Annotated in this window: 1 protein-coding gene (cut by a window edge); it reads right to left on the bottom strand. The window is 67.9% G+C overall.

Features of this window, described 5'->3' with window-relative positions; genetic code table 11:
- Window positions 1-17,846, bottom strand: the 5' portion of a protein-coding gene (locus PLO63_04575) for a DUF4347 domain-containing protein (protein ID HOI73403.1). 14,920 nt of this gene lie to the left of the window's left edge; only the first 17,846 of its 32,766 coding nucleotides appear in the window; the start codon lies at window positions 17,844-17,846; its stop codon lies off the left edge, out of view.

Genomic DNA, 17,846 nt, shown 5'->3' with positions numbered 1-17,846 from the left:
TCGACGTCGTTGTCGATGTCGTTGACCGTCACGGACAGCTGCGCGGCCACGATGCCGGAGCCGGATACGCCGCCGACGAAGCTGAAGATGTAGGCGTCGGACTGGGCGGTCAGCGCCAGGCTCGTCCCGGCGATGACCGTGGAGCCGGCGACCTGCGCCAGCAGGCTGTTCTCGATCCGGTTGTAGCCGACGACGCCGCTGACGGCCACGCCGCCGGAGGCGGCGATGCTGAGCCCGACGGTGATGATGCTGGATTCGTCGAGGGCGTTCAGGTTCACGGCACCGCTCGTTTGGACGTAGGACCCGCCCTTGATGGTCGCCTCGACGTCGGGGGTCAGGTTGCCGACACCGATCAGGTTCCCGAAGCCGGTGAAGTTCACGGCCACGTCGCCGGAGGCCCCGACGCCCGCAGTGATGGCGAGGATGCGCGACCCCGACAGGGCGCTCAGCGTGACGTCGGACCCGGCATGGGTCGTGGCCCCGGCGGCGCTCACGCCGGACCGGACCGTCGAGTTGTCGATGGTAGCGGCGATCGTGTTGGTGATGCTGTTCCCCGAGAGGGACACGTTGATCGCCGTGCTGCCGGCGCCGGCCACGCCGACCAGGACCGCCAGGATGTTGGCGTTGGTCAGGTCTGCCGGAGAGTCGGCCAGGAATCCGTCGAGGTCGTCCTGGTCGTCCGACGGCACGATCCAGTCGGGGATGATGCTGGGTGCGATGTCCCGCGCCGTCAGCGCGACGTCGTCGTAGGCGTAGACGGTGGAGCCGCTGATCTTCGCGGTTACCGTGTTGACGATGACGTTCCCCAGGACCGAGACGTTGACGGCGAATCCGCCCGCGGACACGCCCATGGCCAGGGCCCGGATGATGGCCGAGGACTCGGCGGTGACGTTCAGCCCGCCGGCGGTGACATCCACGGCGGAGCCGCTGATGGCCGCGTCGATCGTGTTGGTGATGACGTTGGCCGCCAGGGCCACGCCGATCGCCGCCCCGCCGGCGGCGACGCCGATGGCCAGGGCGTCGATACTGGAGGTGTTCTTCGCCAGGAGGCTCACCGTGCCGGTGGCGTCCACGTCGGATGCGGCGCTGATGTAAGCTTTGGTCGTGGTGGTGATGACGTTCGCCGAGAGCGACAGGATCACGCCGACGCCGCCGGCTCCGACGCCGCCGGTGAAGCCGAGGATGCCTGCATCGGACTCGGCGTGCAGGTTCAGGATGGCCCCGGTGATGACGGTGGAGCCGGTGATCTCGCTTCCCACCGTATTGGTGATCACGTTCGCCCCGATGAGGGCGCCGACGCCGACCGCCGAGCCGGCGATGCTCACGGCCAGGGAGCGAACCAGTGAGGTGTCCGTGGCCGACAGGTCCGCCAGGCCGCCCGCGTGGACGTGAGAGGCGCCCTTGATGGTGGACGTGACGCTGTTCGTGATGACGTTCCCGAAGCCCGTGGCGTTGACCGCCACGGTGCCGGAACCGGCCACGCCCACGGTCAGGGCGGCGATCCCCGCCTTCGATCGGGCGTTCAGGAACACGCTGTTGTTCTCCCGGGTCAGGCTGTGGGAAGCCAGCGTCGCTCCCGCGGTGAGATCGATCGCAACGCCGTCATACGCATCGGCCGCGCTGGAGGCCAGTTTCACCTTGTTCGCGTCGCCGGCGACCTCGATGACGAAATAGGTCGCGCCGTCCGTGAGGCCGCCGATGGCCGTCCCCACACCGCTGTCGTAGACCACCGCGTCGCCGGTCCGGAGGCCGTGTCCGGCCCCCAGGTCGATCGTGTCGTTGGCGATGCTGACCACACCGGCCGGGTTGAACGTATGAACCGTATCCGCCCCGCCGGCCGTGTGGACGGTGGAGCCGTCAATCTCCGTCAGGACGGTATTGTTGATCACATTCCCCGAGAGGGCGCCATTGACGGCGACACCGCCGGTCCCGGCCACGCTGACCATCACCGCCAGGATGTTCCCGGTGAGGTCGACGGGCGATCCGTCCAGGTTCTCATTCAGCGTGGCCGCCTGATCGGCCGGTACGATCCACGTCGGGATCAGGCTGGGCGCGATGTCCTGCGCCAGGAGCGAGACGTCGCCCGCGGCGTTCACCGTGGAGCCGGCGATCCTCGCCTTCACCGTGTTGGCGATGGCGTTCCCCATGGCCGTCACCTGGACGGCCACCCCGCCGGACCCGGAGACGCCGATCGCCAGGGCGCGGATGACGGCGGATGACTCGGAGGTCAGGTCGATCCCTCCCGCCGTCACGTCCAGGGTCGAACCGGAGACGGCCGTCTCGATGGTGTTTGCGATGACGTTCGTGGAGATCGCCACCCCCACTGCAACGCCTCCCGTCCCGGAGACGCCGAATGACAAGGCATCGACGACGGAGGTGTCCTTCGCCGAGATGTCGACGGCACCCGCCGCGTCCACGTTCGACCCGGAGGTGACGGCCGCCCGGGTCGTGTTCGTGATGACGTTGCCCGAGAAGGAAACCAGGACCGAGACCGCGCCCGAGCCGGCCACGCCGGCCGTCAGCGCCATGATGCCGGACGTGCTCTCGGCGGCGATGTTCAGGGTCGAATCGCTCGCGGCCGTCGATCCGGAGATCTCCGCGGTCACCGTGTTGGTGATCACGTTCACGCCGATCAAGGCCCCCACGGCCACGGCTCCCGTCCCGGCGACGCTGACCGCCAGCGACCGGACGCTGGAGCCGTCGTCCGCCGTCAGCTCCATGAGCCCGGCGGAGTGGACGGTCGATCCGTTCCGGATGGAGGCGTCCACCGTGTTCTGGATCCAGTTTCCGTACCCGGTGGCGTTCACCGCCACGACACCCGAGCCGGCCACGCCGACGGTCAGCGCGATGATCCCGGCGCCCGAGTCGGCATCGAGATCGATCTTGCCGCCATTGGTGGTGGTGACGGTCGAATGGTCGATGGTCGCCCGGACGTCGTTCGTGATGACGTTCCCCATGAAGGACGCGTTGACCGCCACGGTGCCGCTGGCGGCCACGCTGACCATGATGGCCAGGATGTTCCCGTCGAGGTCGACGGGGGAACCGGCGAGGTTGTCGTTGAGCTCGTCCGCCCGGTCCGCGGGTACGATCCAGGCCGGGATCAGGCTCGGCGGGACGTCCTCGGCCTTCACGGTCACGTCTTTCCCCGCCGTCACGGTGGAATCGCTGATCACGGCCGTCACGTCGTTGGCGATGACGTTCCCCATGGCGGTCACCTGGACGGCCACGGTCCCGGAAGCGGAGACCCCGACGGCCACCGTCCGGATGACGGCGGACGACTTCGCGGACAGCCCCACGCCCGCGGCGGCGGCGGCGGTCAGGGAGGAACCGTCGATGCCCGCCAGGATCGTGTTCGTGATGACGTTCGCCCCCAAGGCCACGCCTACGGACACGGCTCCGGAGCCGGCAACCCCGAAGGCCAGGGCGTCGATGCTCGACGTGTCGGCGGCCGAGATGGTGACGTTTCCGCCCGCCGTCACATTCGACGCCGAAGCGGAGCCGTCGATCACCCGGCCGCTGTCGTCGTAGACCTTGTCGTTGATGGTGGCCTCCGTGGTGTTGGCCACTACGTTCGCCGCGATGGTCACCTGGACCGCCACCGAGCCCGAGGCGGCCACGCCGCCGGCGAAGCTGAAGATGGTCGCCTTGTTCTGTGCGTCGATGTTCAGGGTCGATCCGCTGGAGACCGTCGAGCCGGAGATCTGCGCCGTCACCGAGTTGGTGATGACGTTGGCCCCGACGATGGCCGAAATGGCGGCGCTGCCGGAGGCGGCGATGCTGAGCCCGAAGGAGGTGATCTGCGACTGGTCCGTCGCCGTCAGGTCTACGAGGCCGCCGGCCCGGACGATGGATCCGCCGACAATCGAGGATTCGATGGAGTTGGCGATCACGTTCCCGAAACCGGTCGCCTGGACGGCCACCTGCCCGGAGGCGCCGACGCCCACGGTGATCGCCATGATGGCGGCGTCCGACAGGGACGTCAGGCGGACGTCCGCATTGGAATTCAGGGTTGCCGCCGTCTGTGAATTCACTCCCGCCAGGACCGTCGAGTCGTCGATCTTCGTCCGCACCTCATTGTTCACGACGTTGCCCATGAGGGAGACGCCGACGGCCACTTTTCCGGAGCCGGCCACGCTGACCATGATGGCCAGGATGTTCGCCTCCGGCTCCAGGGGCGACCCGTCCAGCGCATCGTCCAGCTGGGCCTGCTTGTCCGCCGGGAGCATCCAGGAGGGCAGGATGCCCGGGGCGATGTCGGCGGAGGACAGGGCAACGTCCCCGCCGGCCATGATCGTGGACCCGCTGACCATCGAGGTCACGTCATTGGCGACGGCGTTCCCCAGGGCGGTCACGGAAATCGCGACATCGCCTCCGCCGGAGACGCCGATGCCGAGGGCCCGGATGATCGAGGAGGAGGTGGCTCCCAGCGTGACCGTCGCGTTGGCGTTGGTCAGGGTGGTCCCGGGGGTTCCGGCGAAGTTCACGCCGGCATGGATGGTCGAATCCTCGACGGCCGTGCGGATCCTGTTCGTGATGACGTTGGCGGAGATGGCCCCGCCGCCGGCGATGGACCCGGCCCCGGCCCCGCCGAAGGCGATGGCGTCGATCACGGAGGCGTCAACCGCGGACAGGCCGACGGAGCCGTAGGAATCGATTGTCGAGCCGTTCGTGACGACCGCTTCGATCGTGTTGTTGATCGTGTTGACGGAGATGCCGACACCGGCGGCGAACTTGCCCGATCCGGCCCCGCCGACGGTGACGTTGATGACGGAGGAGCTGCTCGTCGTCGGCAGCTCGACGCCGGAGGTGCCGAGGCCGATGGCCGACGGATCCGCCGCCGTCGCGGGCTGTCCGACTCCGGCCGCGATGGTGACCTGGCCGTCGCTGGTCGTGACGTTCGAGCCGTCGACCACGGCCCGGACCTTGTTTTCGATGTAGGTCGTCGAGGCGGCGACCCCGACGGCGGCCTTGGAGGAGCCGGCGAACCCGCCCGCCACGAGGACGGACGTCGTCTTGTCGCTCGCGGTGATGCCGATGTCGCCGGTTGCCGCCCCGAGACCGTTCGCCTGCAGGACCGATCCTCCGTAGGCACCGGCCTCGATGGTGTTCATGACGATGTTCGCCGCGATGGACCCGCCGAGGGCGAACTTCTCGCCTCCCGCCCCGCCGAGAGTGACGCTGACCAGGACTTCCTCCGCCAGGGCCTCGATGTCGATGGTCGACCCGGTCGAGTTCAGCGTCGACGTCTGCAGTTTGGCCGTGACCGTGTTGAAGATCAGGTTGACGCCGATGGCGGCGCCGACCGCCCCCTGTCCGGTGGACACGGCGATGCCGCCGCCCAGGGCCACGCTCGTCTCCTTGTCCTGCGCGGCCATGCGGATCAGGCCGGCCGCCATGATCGTACTGCCGATGACCTGGGCGTCGATGACGTTGGTGAAGATGTTCATGGCAACGGAGCCGGCGATGGCCAGCTTCTGCGACCCCGCTCCGGCAACGGCCAGCGTGACCACGGTGCCGTCCTCGGTGGCCGTGTCGTTGAACGCACCGAGGGTCCCGAGCGTCGAGTCCTTGACCAGCGTCAGGACGTCGTTGTCCACGCTGTTCACCGCGATGGCGGCGCCGAGACCGGCCTTCTTGCCGGCGGCGAAGGCCCCGGCGAAGGAGTAGATGTCCGTGTCGTCCTGGGCATTGAGCGTGATGCCGAGCGCGTTGTCTGCACCCGTTACGGTGTCCAGGATCTCCGACTTCACGGTGTTCTTCAGGAGGTTGATGGAGACGGTTCCCGCCCCGGCGTATCCGCCGGAGTCGTTCGATCCGCCCGTGGACACGCCGACCGACCCGGTGACGGCGACGATGAGGCCGTCGGCGGTGGCGTCGAGGTTCAGGTAGCCCGTGATGGTGAAGTCGTCCAGAGCGGAGAGCTGGGCGAGGACCGTGTTCTCGGTATAGGAGAAGCCGATGGCGACGCCGACGCCCGCCTTGCTCCCGAACGCGGCGGAGCCGGCGATGGCGATCAGGTAGGTCTCGTCCTCCGCGTTGAGGAGGACGTCGCCGTTGATGTAGACGGTGCCTGCGATGTTGCGGAGGGCCGCCTCGGTGCTGTAGTTCGCGATGCTGACGCCCACGGAGCCGGCGACGCCGGTTCCCTTGCTGCCCGTGGCGCCGGCGAATCCCGCCGCCAGGGAGACGAGCCAGCCGAACCGGACCGCGTCGATCGTGAGCCCCCTGGTCGCGAGGCTCACGGCCCCGTCGACATAGGCATCCGTGGTGCCCGAGAGGACGCTGATGGCGAAGCCGCCGGCGACTCCCGTTGCGGACCCGGTGCCGGTGCTCTTGGCGAAGGCCACGGCGCCCGCCAGGGAGATCACCCCCGTGCTGTTCGCGGCGTCGAGGTCGAGGACCCCGCCGGAGACGGTGAAGGCGCCCGTGTTGAGCACGTAGGCCCGGGCGTCGTCGTCGACGATGTTGATGGCCACGGAGCCGGAGACGCCGACGCCCGACTTGTTCTGGGACGTCTGGCTGGTCTCCGTCTTCGTCGTGCTGGCGATGTTGCCGGAGAGCTTGCCCTTGTCCACGCCTTCCTTCAGCAGGTCGCCCCACTTGGACTGCCAGTTGGACAGGTCGGAGTTGCTCTTGGACGATCCGTCGGATCCCTGGGTGCCGCCGGTGCCGGGATTGTTCGGCTTGGTCGTCGGGCTCTCGGGCTTGTTGCTCGGCGCGGCGATGGCTCCGGAGACGGCGAAGGCCCCGATGAAGCCGTCGTTCTTCGCCTCGACCTTGACGTTTCCGACGGAGGTGAAACTCCCCTTGTCAAGGGCGGCCGTGGGGGTGTCCGTCGCGAGGTCCCCGATGACCGCCTGGGTGTCTCGGCTGACGTAGTTGACGCCCACGGAGGCGCCGATCCCGGTCGCCTCCGACACGGCGACGCTGCCGGCCACGCAGATGACGTAGGACGTGTCCGTCGCAGCGACGCTCACCGCCGAGGACCCGTCTCCGGCATCGCCGGAGCCGACGTCGATGACGGCACCGCTGGCGATCTGGGCGATGGTCCGGTTCTGGACCACGTTGACCAGGACCACGCCGTTGACGGCGAGGTTCTCCGAGTTGCCGCCGGAGGCGCCGAGGGTGATGTCGAGGACGACGGTCTCGGCGTCCACGTTCAGGCTGTCCGCGTCGAGGAGGACCCCGTCCTCGATCCGGGCGATCGCGTCGTCGTTGTACAGGAAGATTCCGATGGAAACGCCGACGGCCCCCTTGTCACCGCTCGTTCCGCTGGGATCCAAGCCCTCCTTCAGGTTCTCCTTGGCGCTCTTCGTCCGGTCCCAGTCCTTGACGATGCCGATGGGATCGGGGAGGCTGATGTTGCCGATGAAATGAACGGACTCGTTATGGTTCACCGCCTGGACGATGACGTTCCGGTCCGTCAGCGGTGTGGCGTCGGCCTCCTGGTTGATCAGGGCGTCACTCTTGATGACCGCCCCGGCCCTGTTCGTCAGATCCAGAAAGGTGACCGCCCCGGCGATGGCCAGGGCCTCCCCCGAGGCCGTGGCGGAGGTCCAGTCGTTGGCCAGCCAGTTGGACGTTCCCAGGTCACTGTTGATATAGGTCGTCAGGTTGGTGATGAGGCCCAGGGCTTTCCGGGCATAGGGATTGATGCTCTCCCAGAGGTCGGTATTGGAGAAGTCCTCCGTGACCAGGTTGATGTCGCGCGAGGGCGCGTTGCCGATGTACTCGTACCAGGTCCCCACGTCGCCGCCGCCGGTGTTGTTGGAGCACACCTCGACGATGTCCCCGTTCGTCACCGTGATGTCCGCCTCGGCGTTCTCCGTCGTGTAGGTGGGGTTCTCCAGTGTCGGCTCGACGATGTTGGACCAGCCGGACCAGACGTAGTCAGCCAGTGTCTCCGCCTGGACCGTCAGGTCGGCCCCGGCGTTAACCTTGGCGTTCGAGTTGATAAAGGCCTGGGCGTCGTTCTCGTAGACGCCGATGGTGACGCCGAAGGCCCCGGAGAACTTGTTGCTCCCCTTGGGGATCTTCGCGTCGTCGTTGTTTTCCGTGGCCGCCCCGCCGCTGACGTAGGGGGCGTTGGCTATCGAACTGTAGACCTTCACGGAGCCGGCGGCCTGGACCTCGCCGTTCTTGTTGTCCAGGTCCGTGTTTCCGTCGCCGATCCGGGCCGTCGTCGTGTTCGTGTCCACCGCGATGGCCAGCCCCGCGGCGACGTCGTAGGAGGGCTCCGTGGACTTGGAGTCGTCCGGCTGCTTGTTCTTGAATTCGTACCACTTCTTGGTCACCCAGTTCTTGATCGGCGTCGTGATCTTGCTGATGGCGCCGGCCTTCGCGTCGTCCAGGTAGTCGCCCTTGGAGTCGTCACCCACCCCCGCCGAGGCGGACGTCCCGATGGCCGTCGACGGGATGACGAAGAGTTTTGTCGTGTCGACGGAATTCTGGACCATGAGCGCGTTGACCTCGACGTCCCCGCCGACGGTTGCTTTCCCGTCCAGGAAGGCGTTGGTCTCGCCGTCCTCGTAGGTAAAGGCGATGGCCACGGCCACGGAGCCGTCCTTCCCGGCGGTGGACCGCGCCATGACGCGGACGGCGTCCGACGTGTCCGCCTGCACGTAGAGGTCGTCGCCGACGATCAGGACGGCGTCGTCCGTAACAATGGCATTGGCGTTGGAGACGATCACGCCGATGGCCACCGAGCCGGCGATCCCCTTGAGGCCCGTGGTGTCGCAGACGACGTCGAGGGTCTGGTCCGTCGTGGCGCGGAAGGTGACGTCGCCGGTCGCCGTCAGGTTGCCGGCCATGGTGACGGTGGCGTCGGTGAGGGCGATCCCCAGGGACACGCCGATCATGAACGTGGTGGGCGCCGCGGAGGCATAGACGGCGCTCTTGGCGTAGGCCGTGAAATCCCGGGACGTGATCGTGGTCCCCGTCTGGATGTCGATGTCCGAGTCCGCCTGGGCGACGGCGATGCCGGCCCCGATCTTGGTGAGTCCTTCGATCAGGGAGCCCAGGATGTTGGCCGGGTAGTTCGTGTACCAGTCGTCCGCCGTGAGGAACTTCGTGCTGTCCGCCGTGGCGAGGATCGTGACGTCCCGGCCCCGGATCTCGGCGCCCGTGGCAACCGTCACGTCCACGTCCGTCAGGTCGATGCTCAGGAAGGGCGTGAGGAGGGCGTCGTCGTCCACTGCCAGGAGGGAGATGTCGCCGCTCGTGTCCGTGGACGAGCCCTGGGCAAGGAGCTTGGCGTTGGTGCCGATGTTGATGTGGTACCCGTCGAACTCGATGCTCCCCGCCTGCCCGGAGCCGTCGCTCGTGGAGACGGTCACGCCGCTGTTGACGGTGATCGTCTCGGCCTGGACCTTCAGGGAGTGGCCGGTCATGGTGAGGTTGCCCTCGATGATGACCTCGTCGGACCCGTCGAGGTTCTTGTTCAGGCTCCCGCCGTCCAGGGTCAGGTCGGCGCTGAAGTTGCCCAGGGCCTGCAGGTGGATGTACTCCGTCGTCGTGTAGGGGGCATTGTAGTCGGTGTTGATCGTCAGGGACGACGTGGGATCCTTGATGGTGATCGTGGTGGTGCCGATGTCCGTGACGTCGGTGATGGTGATCTTGCCGGCCTCGGGCCGGGATACCGTGACCCGGTTGGCAGTGGCCGGCCGGGCGTTGAAGACGAAGTCGGCGATCGTGGCGGCGTCGGCGGTGACCGTCTCGATGTCGGCGGCAAAAGCCACGTTGGCAAAGGTGCCCGTTCCCAGGGCCAGGGAGTCGGTCCCGTCGCCGCCCTCCACCCGGAGGCCCGCGGCGAAGGTGGTGATGCCCGTGGCGCTGATCGAGTCGTCCCCCGCACCGCCCCGGATCGTGAGGGAGCCGCCTGTCCCCGGGTCGGCCAGGGTGATCGTGCCGAATGTTCCGGCGCTCACCGTGTAGTTGGCCCCGGAGGAGGCCAGCGTGATCGTATCCGCCCCGCTGGTGGCGTTGACGATGACGTTCTTGCCGCTCTCCATGCCGGCGTAAGCGAACTGGACGGCGCCGCCGAGCCGCACGTCGCCGGCGCCGAAGGTGATGGACTTCGGTGTTCCTGCGACCGCGTCGACTTCGAGGGAAACGCTGTCCGTCCCGGCCCCGCCGTCGATGACCAGCCCGCCCGCCTTGGCGACGGCGCCCACGGTGATCGTGTCGCTGCCGGCCCCGGCGTTGAGGGTCAGCGTGCCCGTCGGGTCCTTGAAGGTGAAGTCGCCGAAGGTTCCGTAGAGGCTCGATACCGTCCAGTTGGAGCCGTCCCAGTCGAGGTCGATGTTGTCGTCCCCCGTCGTCGCGAGGACGACGCTCTTGGTGACGCGGGCCGGCACCGTGACGGTCACGCCCGGCGTCGCCCCATCGAGCCGCGAGATCGCAACAGCGCCAGCGCCGTCGCCGCTCACATAGGCGGCGTAGTCGGCGGCGGCATCGACCAGAGCGGCGAGCGCGGCGACGACCGACTCCAGACCCTCCGTTTTCACGATGGTCGCGGAGACGGCCGCGGGCAGGGACGTCGATACGTTCATGGCCACCCCGGCCAGCTTCGTGACGGCGATGACGCCGTTGTCCACGGAGGCCGTGTATCCGCTCACGGCATTGACCTGGGCCGCCAGGGCGGCGGCGATACCCGGGAGCGTGTCGCCGGCGGCCACCGTGTGGCTGTAGCCGGCCCCGTCCACGACAAGCCACCAGACGTCGTTCAATGTCACCGTGCCGCTCAGGGCCACCGTCGAGGTCAGGGCTGTCGTTCCGTCGACGGCCGCCGCGGCGCCGGCCGTGTCCGTGACATTGGCCGTCACGGTCATCGCGCCCCCGGCAAGCTTGACGACGGAAAGGACATTCCCCTCCGCCGCGGCCGCATAGCCGTTCGCCGCGTCGATCAGGGCGGCCAGGCCCGCCACGGCCGCACTCAGACCCTCTCCGGCCCCCAGCGTGTAATTGTAATCCGTGGCTCCCACCCGGACCGTCCAGACGTCCCCTTCGACCGGCGCGCCGCTGAAGGTCACCGTTGCCGTCGTGGCCCCCGTGACGACGTGGCTGAAGGCGGTGCCGTCCACCGTGACCGTCCAGGTCTCGCCGGCGGCGGGCGTCGCGCCGAGGTTGACCGTCGCTCCCGCGGAGGTGAAGACGCGCGTCGTCGCCGTGGACGCATCCTCCACGGCCTCAATGTACTTGTACTGGAGGTTATCGGTGTCGCGGGAAATCAGCCCTGCATCCGACGAAAACACGCTGTAGGTCACCCGGGTGAAGGTCCCGCCGCTGAGGCGGACCGTGTCGGTGCCCTTGGATACCCCGTAGGCGTTGCCGCTGATCGTGCCGCTGATGCTCCCGGCGGCCGCGATGGCGAAGAGGTCGTCGAAGTCCGCCGCGCCGGTCAGGTTCTCGAAGGAGGTGAAACTGATCGTCCCGATGGAGTTGGAGAGGGTCCCTGCGTTCGCCCCTGTGATGGTCCAGGTGTTGGCCGCCATGGGGCCCGTCAGGGAATCCGCCCCGGAGGACCCGCCGATGATGGTGTCGATGTTCAGGATCCCGTTCGTGCCCGGGGCGTCGCCGGTGTTTTCCCGGAGCCCGTAGGCGGTGAGGTCGATCTCGACGGCCTCCGTCCAGGCGGAGTAGTCCAGGGTCGTCGTCCCCACGCCGCCGTCGATGTATCCGTTGAAGACCGAATCGGCGGCGATGCTGAAATAATTGGTCCCCTGCCCGCCGACGATGTTGTCGATGCCGGTCCCGACCGTGAGCGTGTTGGCGCCGCTGGTGACCGTGAGGGATCCGTCGGCGAGGATGGAGAAGACCAGGTTCGTCGTCACCGCGGAGAAGTCGAGGGTGTCGTAGTCCATGACGCCGGCATTGGTGATCGTGTCCGTGCCCCAGCCGTTGTGGATGATGAAGGTGTTGTCGGTGGTCGACCCGGCGAGGGTTTCGCTCCCGGAGCCCAGGTTCACGTTCTCGATCTCACCGATCCCGGACGTGCCCGTCGCCGTCCCTGCCGCGAGGTCCACCGTCACGGCGCCGGCATAGCCCGTATAGTCCAGGGTGTCGCTGCCGTCGTCGTAGTCGCTCCCCTCCGTGATCGTGTCGGTCCCGCTCGTGGCGGTGATCACGTAGGTGTCGTCCCCGGTCCCGCCGGCCAGGGTGTCGTCCCCCGGTCCACCGATCAGGACATTGTCGCCGGCGTCGCCGGTGATCGTATCGTCCTCGGCGCCGCCGGTCACGTTGTCCATGTGGACGATGCCGCTCGTCCCCGTGGCCGTTCCCGCGCCCAGGTTGACGGCCACCGCCGCCGTCCAGAGGGAGTAATCTAAGGTGCTTGTGCCGAGGAGGCCGCCGTCGAGGGTCCCGGCAAAGGTGGCACCGTCTTCCAGGACGAAGCGGTTGCTCCCCTGGCCGCCGACCAGCTTGTCGATGTTCGCGATGTGGTTCAGGGCGTTCGTGCCATCGGTTACGGAAACCGTGCCGTCGGTGTGCAGGGTGAAGGTCAGGTTCACCGTCACCGCGGAGAAATCGAGGGTATTGCCCGTCGTGCCGGGATCGCTGATGGTGTCGGTCCCCCAGCCGTTGGTGAAGGAATAGACGTTGTTCCCGGCCGCCCCGGTCAGCGCGTCGTTGGCGGAGCTTCCGATCACATTCTCGATGCCGCTGAAGCCGCCGGTCACCCCCGTCGCGGTCCCTGCGGTCAGGTTCGCGGAAACGGATCCTCCCGTATAGCCGGAGTAGTCCAGGGTGTCGCTTCCGCCGGAATCGCTGATCGTGTCGGTCCCGCCGCCCGCCTTGAACACGTAGGTGTCGTTGCCGGCCCCGCCGGTGAGCACGTCGTTGCCGGCCCCGCCGGCCAGGATGTTGGCGTTCGCATCGCCGGTCAGCGTGTCGGCCCCGGAGCCGCCGATCACGTTCTGAATGTTGCCGACGGTGGCGGTGACGGCCGTAGCCAGGGCCGTCCCGGCCCCCAGGTCGACGACGACTGCCGTCGTATAAAGGGAATAGTCAAGGGTGTTCGCCCCCGCCCCGCCGTCGATGGTGCCGGAGAAGGTCGCGGCGTTGGCGAAGGCAAAGCGGTCGCTCCCCTGGCCGCCGGCGATGCCCTCCATGCCGGTGATCCCGCTCAGGGCATTTGTGCCGTCCGTCACGGAGACGGTGCCGCTCCCGGAGATGGTATGCGTCAAGACGGCCGTCACGGCGGAGAAGTCGAGGGCATCGGTGCCGGCGGAATCGGTGATCGCGTCGGTCCCCCAGCCGTCTTCGAAGACGTACGTGTCGTCGCCGGCCCCGCCGGTCAGGGTGTCGTTCCCGGACCCGCCACTCAGAATATTCGCATTGGCGTCGCCCGTGATGGTGTCGTTCCCGGACCCGCCGGTCACGTTCTCGATGTTGCCGACGCCCGCGGTGCCCGTCGCCGTCCCTGCGGCCAGGCTGACCGCCACGGCCGTCGTGCAGGCGGAGTAATCCAGGGTGTCGCTGCCGCCGTCCGCGGCCTCCACGATCGTGTCGGTCCCGCCGCCCGCCGCGAAGACATACGTGTCGTCGCCGGCCCCGCCGCTCAGCGTGTCGTTGCCCGCACCGCCGGCCAGGACGTTGGCGTTCGCGTCGCCGGTGATCGTGTCGTTCCCGGAGCCGCCGGTCACGTTCCGGATGTTGCTGAACTTGCCGGCCCCGCCGCCGCCGATGCCCGTCGCCGCCCCGGTGGACAGGTTCACCGTCACCGCGGTCGCATAGGCCGAATAGTCGAGGGTGTTCGTCCCGCCCGTGCCGCCGTCGAGGGTGCCCGCGAAGGTCGCACCGTTCTCGAAGGCGAAGGTGTTGTTCCCGGAGCCGCCGACGATCCGCTCGATCTTGGAGGTGACCGTCAGGTCGTTCGTGCCGTCGGAGACGGAGATGGTTCCGTCGGCGTTAAAGGTGATCGTGAGATCCGCGGAAACGGAGGAGAGATCGAGGACGTCTGTATCGGCCGCGGAGGCGTCGCCGACGGTGACGGTCCCCCAGGTGTCGGAGATGGCGATCGTGTCGCTCGCCGTGCCGCCGATGACCTTGTTGATGCCGGTGACCCCGTTCGTTCCCGTCGCCGTCCCGGCCGGCAGGTTTACCGAAACGCCGGAGGTCCAGGCGGAGTAGTCGAGGATGTTCGTGAGGCCGCGGCCGCCGTCGAGGGTCCCGGCGAAGGTCGCGCCGTTTTCGAAGACGAAGGTGTTGTCCACCTTCCCGCCGATGAGCTTTTCGATTCCGGCGACGTGGCTCAGCGCATTGGTGCCGTCCGTGACGGAGACCGTCCCGTCGGTGTGGATGGTGAAGGTGAGGTCGTAGGTGACGGCGGAGAAGTCCAGGGTGTCCGTTCCGGCGGAATCCGTGATCGTGTCGGTTCCCCAGCCGTCCTTGAAGATGTAGGTGTCGTTCCCGCCGCCGCCGGCCAGGATGTCGTTCCCCGCCCGACCCGCGATGTAGTTCGTGTTGGCGTCGCCGGTGATCGTGTCCACCTCGGTGCTGCCGACCACGTTCTCGATGTTGGCGAATCCGCTGACGACATCCGTCGCTGTCCCGGTCGCCAGGTTCACCGTCACGGAGGCGCCGTATTCGGAGTAGTCCAGGGTGTCGCTGCCGCCACCGGCGGCCTCGACGATGGTGTCGGCCTCCCCGTCGACGAAGAAGTAGTAGTAATCGTCGCCCGCGCCGCCGGTGAATACGTTTGCCTTTGCATCACCGATGAACATGTCCGACCCGGAGCCGCCGGTGGCGTTCCGGATGTTGCTGACGGCCCCGCCGATCCCCGTCGCCGCGCCGCCGAAGAGGTTCACGATCACGTCGGTGGTCCAGGCGGAGTAGTCGAGGGTGTTCGTCCCGCCGGTGCCGCCGTCGATGGAGCCCGCGAAGTTCGCGCCGTCCGCCAGGGTGAAGGTGTTGTTCCCGCTGCCTCCGACGATCCGCTCCGCAACGGCCACGTTGTTCAGGGCGTTGGCCCCGCTTGTAACGGAGAGGGCGCCGCTCGCCAGGACCGCAACGGCCAGGTTCGCCGAGACGGTGGAGAAGTCCAGCACATCCGTATCCGTCGCCGTGCTGGAATCGACGATGACGTCCGTCCCCCAGCCGTTGCCGAAGGCGTAGGTATCGCTCCCCGTTCCGCCGGCGAGGATGTCGTTGCCGCCGCCGCCTTTCAGGATGTTGGCGTTGGCGTCCCCGGTCAGCGTGTCGGCCCCGGAGCCGCCGGTCAGGTTCTCGACGTTGACCAGGTTCCCGGAGACGCCCGTCGCCGCGCCGCCCAGCACAGCCGTCACGCCCGTTGCATAGGAGGAGTAGTCGACGGTGTCGCTCCCCTCGTCGGCGTTCTCGGTGATGGTGTTCGTCGAGCCGGACGTCAGCACGTACGTGTCGTCGTCCGTGCCGCCGGTCAGGGTGTTCGTCCCGGAGCCGCCGGACAGCGTATCGTTCCCGGCCCCGCCGATGATCGTGTCGTCCCCGGCCCCGCCCGACAGGACGTTGGCATTCGCGTCGCCGGTAATCGTGTCGCTGCCCGTGCCGCCGGTCACGTTCTCGATGTTGCCGACGCCCGCCGTGGCCGTCGCCGTCCCGGCCCCCAGGTCCACCGTCACCGCCGATCCGTAGGCAGAGTAGTCCAGGGTGTCGCTTCCCTCGCCGGCACTCTCCAGAATCGTGTCGGTTCCGCCGCCGGCAGCAAACACGTAGGTATCGTCGCCCGAACCGCCGGCCAGCGTGTCGTTCCCGGCCCCGCCGTTCAGCCTGTCGTTTCCGGCTCCTCCGTAGAGAACATTGGCCCTGTCGTCGCCGGTGAGGACGTCGTCGCCGGCCCCGCCGGTGACGTTCTCGATGTTGGTCACGATTCCGGAGACGCCCGTCGCCGCGCCGCCCAGCGTCACGGTCACGCCTGCGGAATAGGCCGAGTAGTCCAGGGTGTCGCTCCCCTCGGCGGCGTTCTCGACGATCGTGTCGGTCCCGCCTGCCAGCATGTACGTGTCGTCTTCGGTCCCGCCGGTCAGGGTGTTGACGCCCATGCCGCCGCCCAGCACGTCCGCGCCGGCGCCACCGGTAATCGTATCGTTTCCGGCGCCGCCATACAGGACATTGGCGTTGCCGTCCCCGACGATGATGTCGTTTCCGGCCCCGCCGGTGACGTTCTCGATGGACGTGATGCCTGTGGTGGCCGACGCCGTCCCGGTCGCCAGATTCACCATCACGGCTGTCGAATAGAGCGAATAGTCGAGGGTGTCGCTGCCTTCGCCGGTCACTTCGACGATCGTGTCGATCCCGCCGCCGTCGGTGATCCGGTACGTGTCGTCCCCGGCGCGTCCCGTCAGCGTGTCGTTCCCGCCGCCGCCGGTGAGGACGTTGGCCTGGCCGTCACCCTTCAGGGTGTCCGCGGCCGAACCGCCCCGCACGTTCCGGATGTTGCTGACACCCGACGTCCCCGTGGCCAGCCCGCCTGCCAGGTCGACCGTGACGGACGTGGTCCAGGCCGCGTAGTCGAGGGTGTTGGTCCCGCCGGTGCCGCCGTCGATGGTCCCCGCGAAGACCGCGCCGTTTTCGAAGACGAAGGTGTTGTTGCCCGACCCGCCGATGATCCGCTCGATGTTGGCGACGGAGTTCAGGGTATTCGTGCCGTCGGTCACGGAGACGGTGCCGCCGGCGTGAATGGTGAAGGTGAGGTCCGCCGTGACGGCGGAGAAATTCAGGGTGTCCGTTCCGGTCGTGCCGGTCTCGCTGACGGTATCGTTGCCCCAGCCGTCGGAGAAGATGTAATTGTCGCCCGAATTGGTGCCCGTCAGGGTCTCGCCGGCGCTTGTGCTGACGAAGTCCTGCATCAGGTGGCGGTAGCCGCCGTCGCCGGATGCAAAGAGGGCCGCCGCCTCGATTTCGCCGGCCCGGTATTCCAGGTCCCAGTCGCCGCCGGCCTCGGCCGCGCCCGTCTCGTCCGTCGAGGCGGCCACGTCCGCGCCGGTCAGCGAGGACAGAGTCCTGACGAACTCAACGCCTGCCTCGCCCGAAGCCACGTCGCAGCCGTACAGGAGGATGTCGCCGCCGTCCTTGAGGGAGTCGCCCCAGGCCGTGATCTCCGCCGCCCGGTCCTGCAGCACGTTCTGAAGCACCGCCGTCGTCCCAAGGCTGATCTCGCCGGATGCGCCGTGGGACAGGAGGTACACGGCGTCGAGGTTCGTGTACTGCTTCAGGATGTCCGTCACCTGCCCGACGCCGTCCTTGCCGGCATCGAGGTAGTAGATGAAAACACCGGACCGGCCGGTCATGCCGGGATTGGAAGCACCTGCGTCCCCCTGTTCGGCGTTGGCCGTCGTGGCAGCATTCTCTTTCTGGAGACCGTCCACGACGGTCACGACGGACCAGTCTTTCCCGGAGTCTTCGAGCAGGGCATCGATGAGGGACTGGGCATCGGGAACGGAGGGATCGACGATGATGAGTTCGCAGCGGCTGTCCTGGGCGGTCGGGACCGCGGCCTGAGAGGAATCGTCCGTGGCGCCGGAAGACGTGGCAGAGGCATCGTCCGTGGCCGAGGCATCCGTCGTTGCGGTCGGGACCTGGACCTCGGTCCCGCTTGTCCCATCGCCGGTGGTTTCAGCCGCTGCCGCCGGATCCAGATTGTCTCCGGCCTGGACGGTTTCGACTTCCGCAGGGGCGGCCTCTTCGATCACCGGCGCCGCGATTCCGGGAACAGCCTGGAGGTCATCGACGGGAAGTCCAACGTCCGCAGAGAGAAGGAGGCGCGGCTCCAGGGCCTCGAACCGGTACGGCCGCGGTTTCTTTCCCCGGCCGTTCTTCGCCCTATTCGACTTGTCCGCCGCCCTGCTCTTGCCTTTCAGTCGCCACAT

It is taken from the genome of Syntrophales bacterium, assembly GCA_035363115.1.
Taxonomy (GTDB): domain Bacteria; phylum Desulfobacterota; class Syntrophia; order Syntrophales; family PHBD01; genus PHBD01.
Note: the sequence above shows the minus strand (reverse complement) of the source record. Positions and strands in the feature narration are given on the sequence as shown.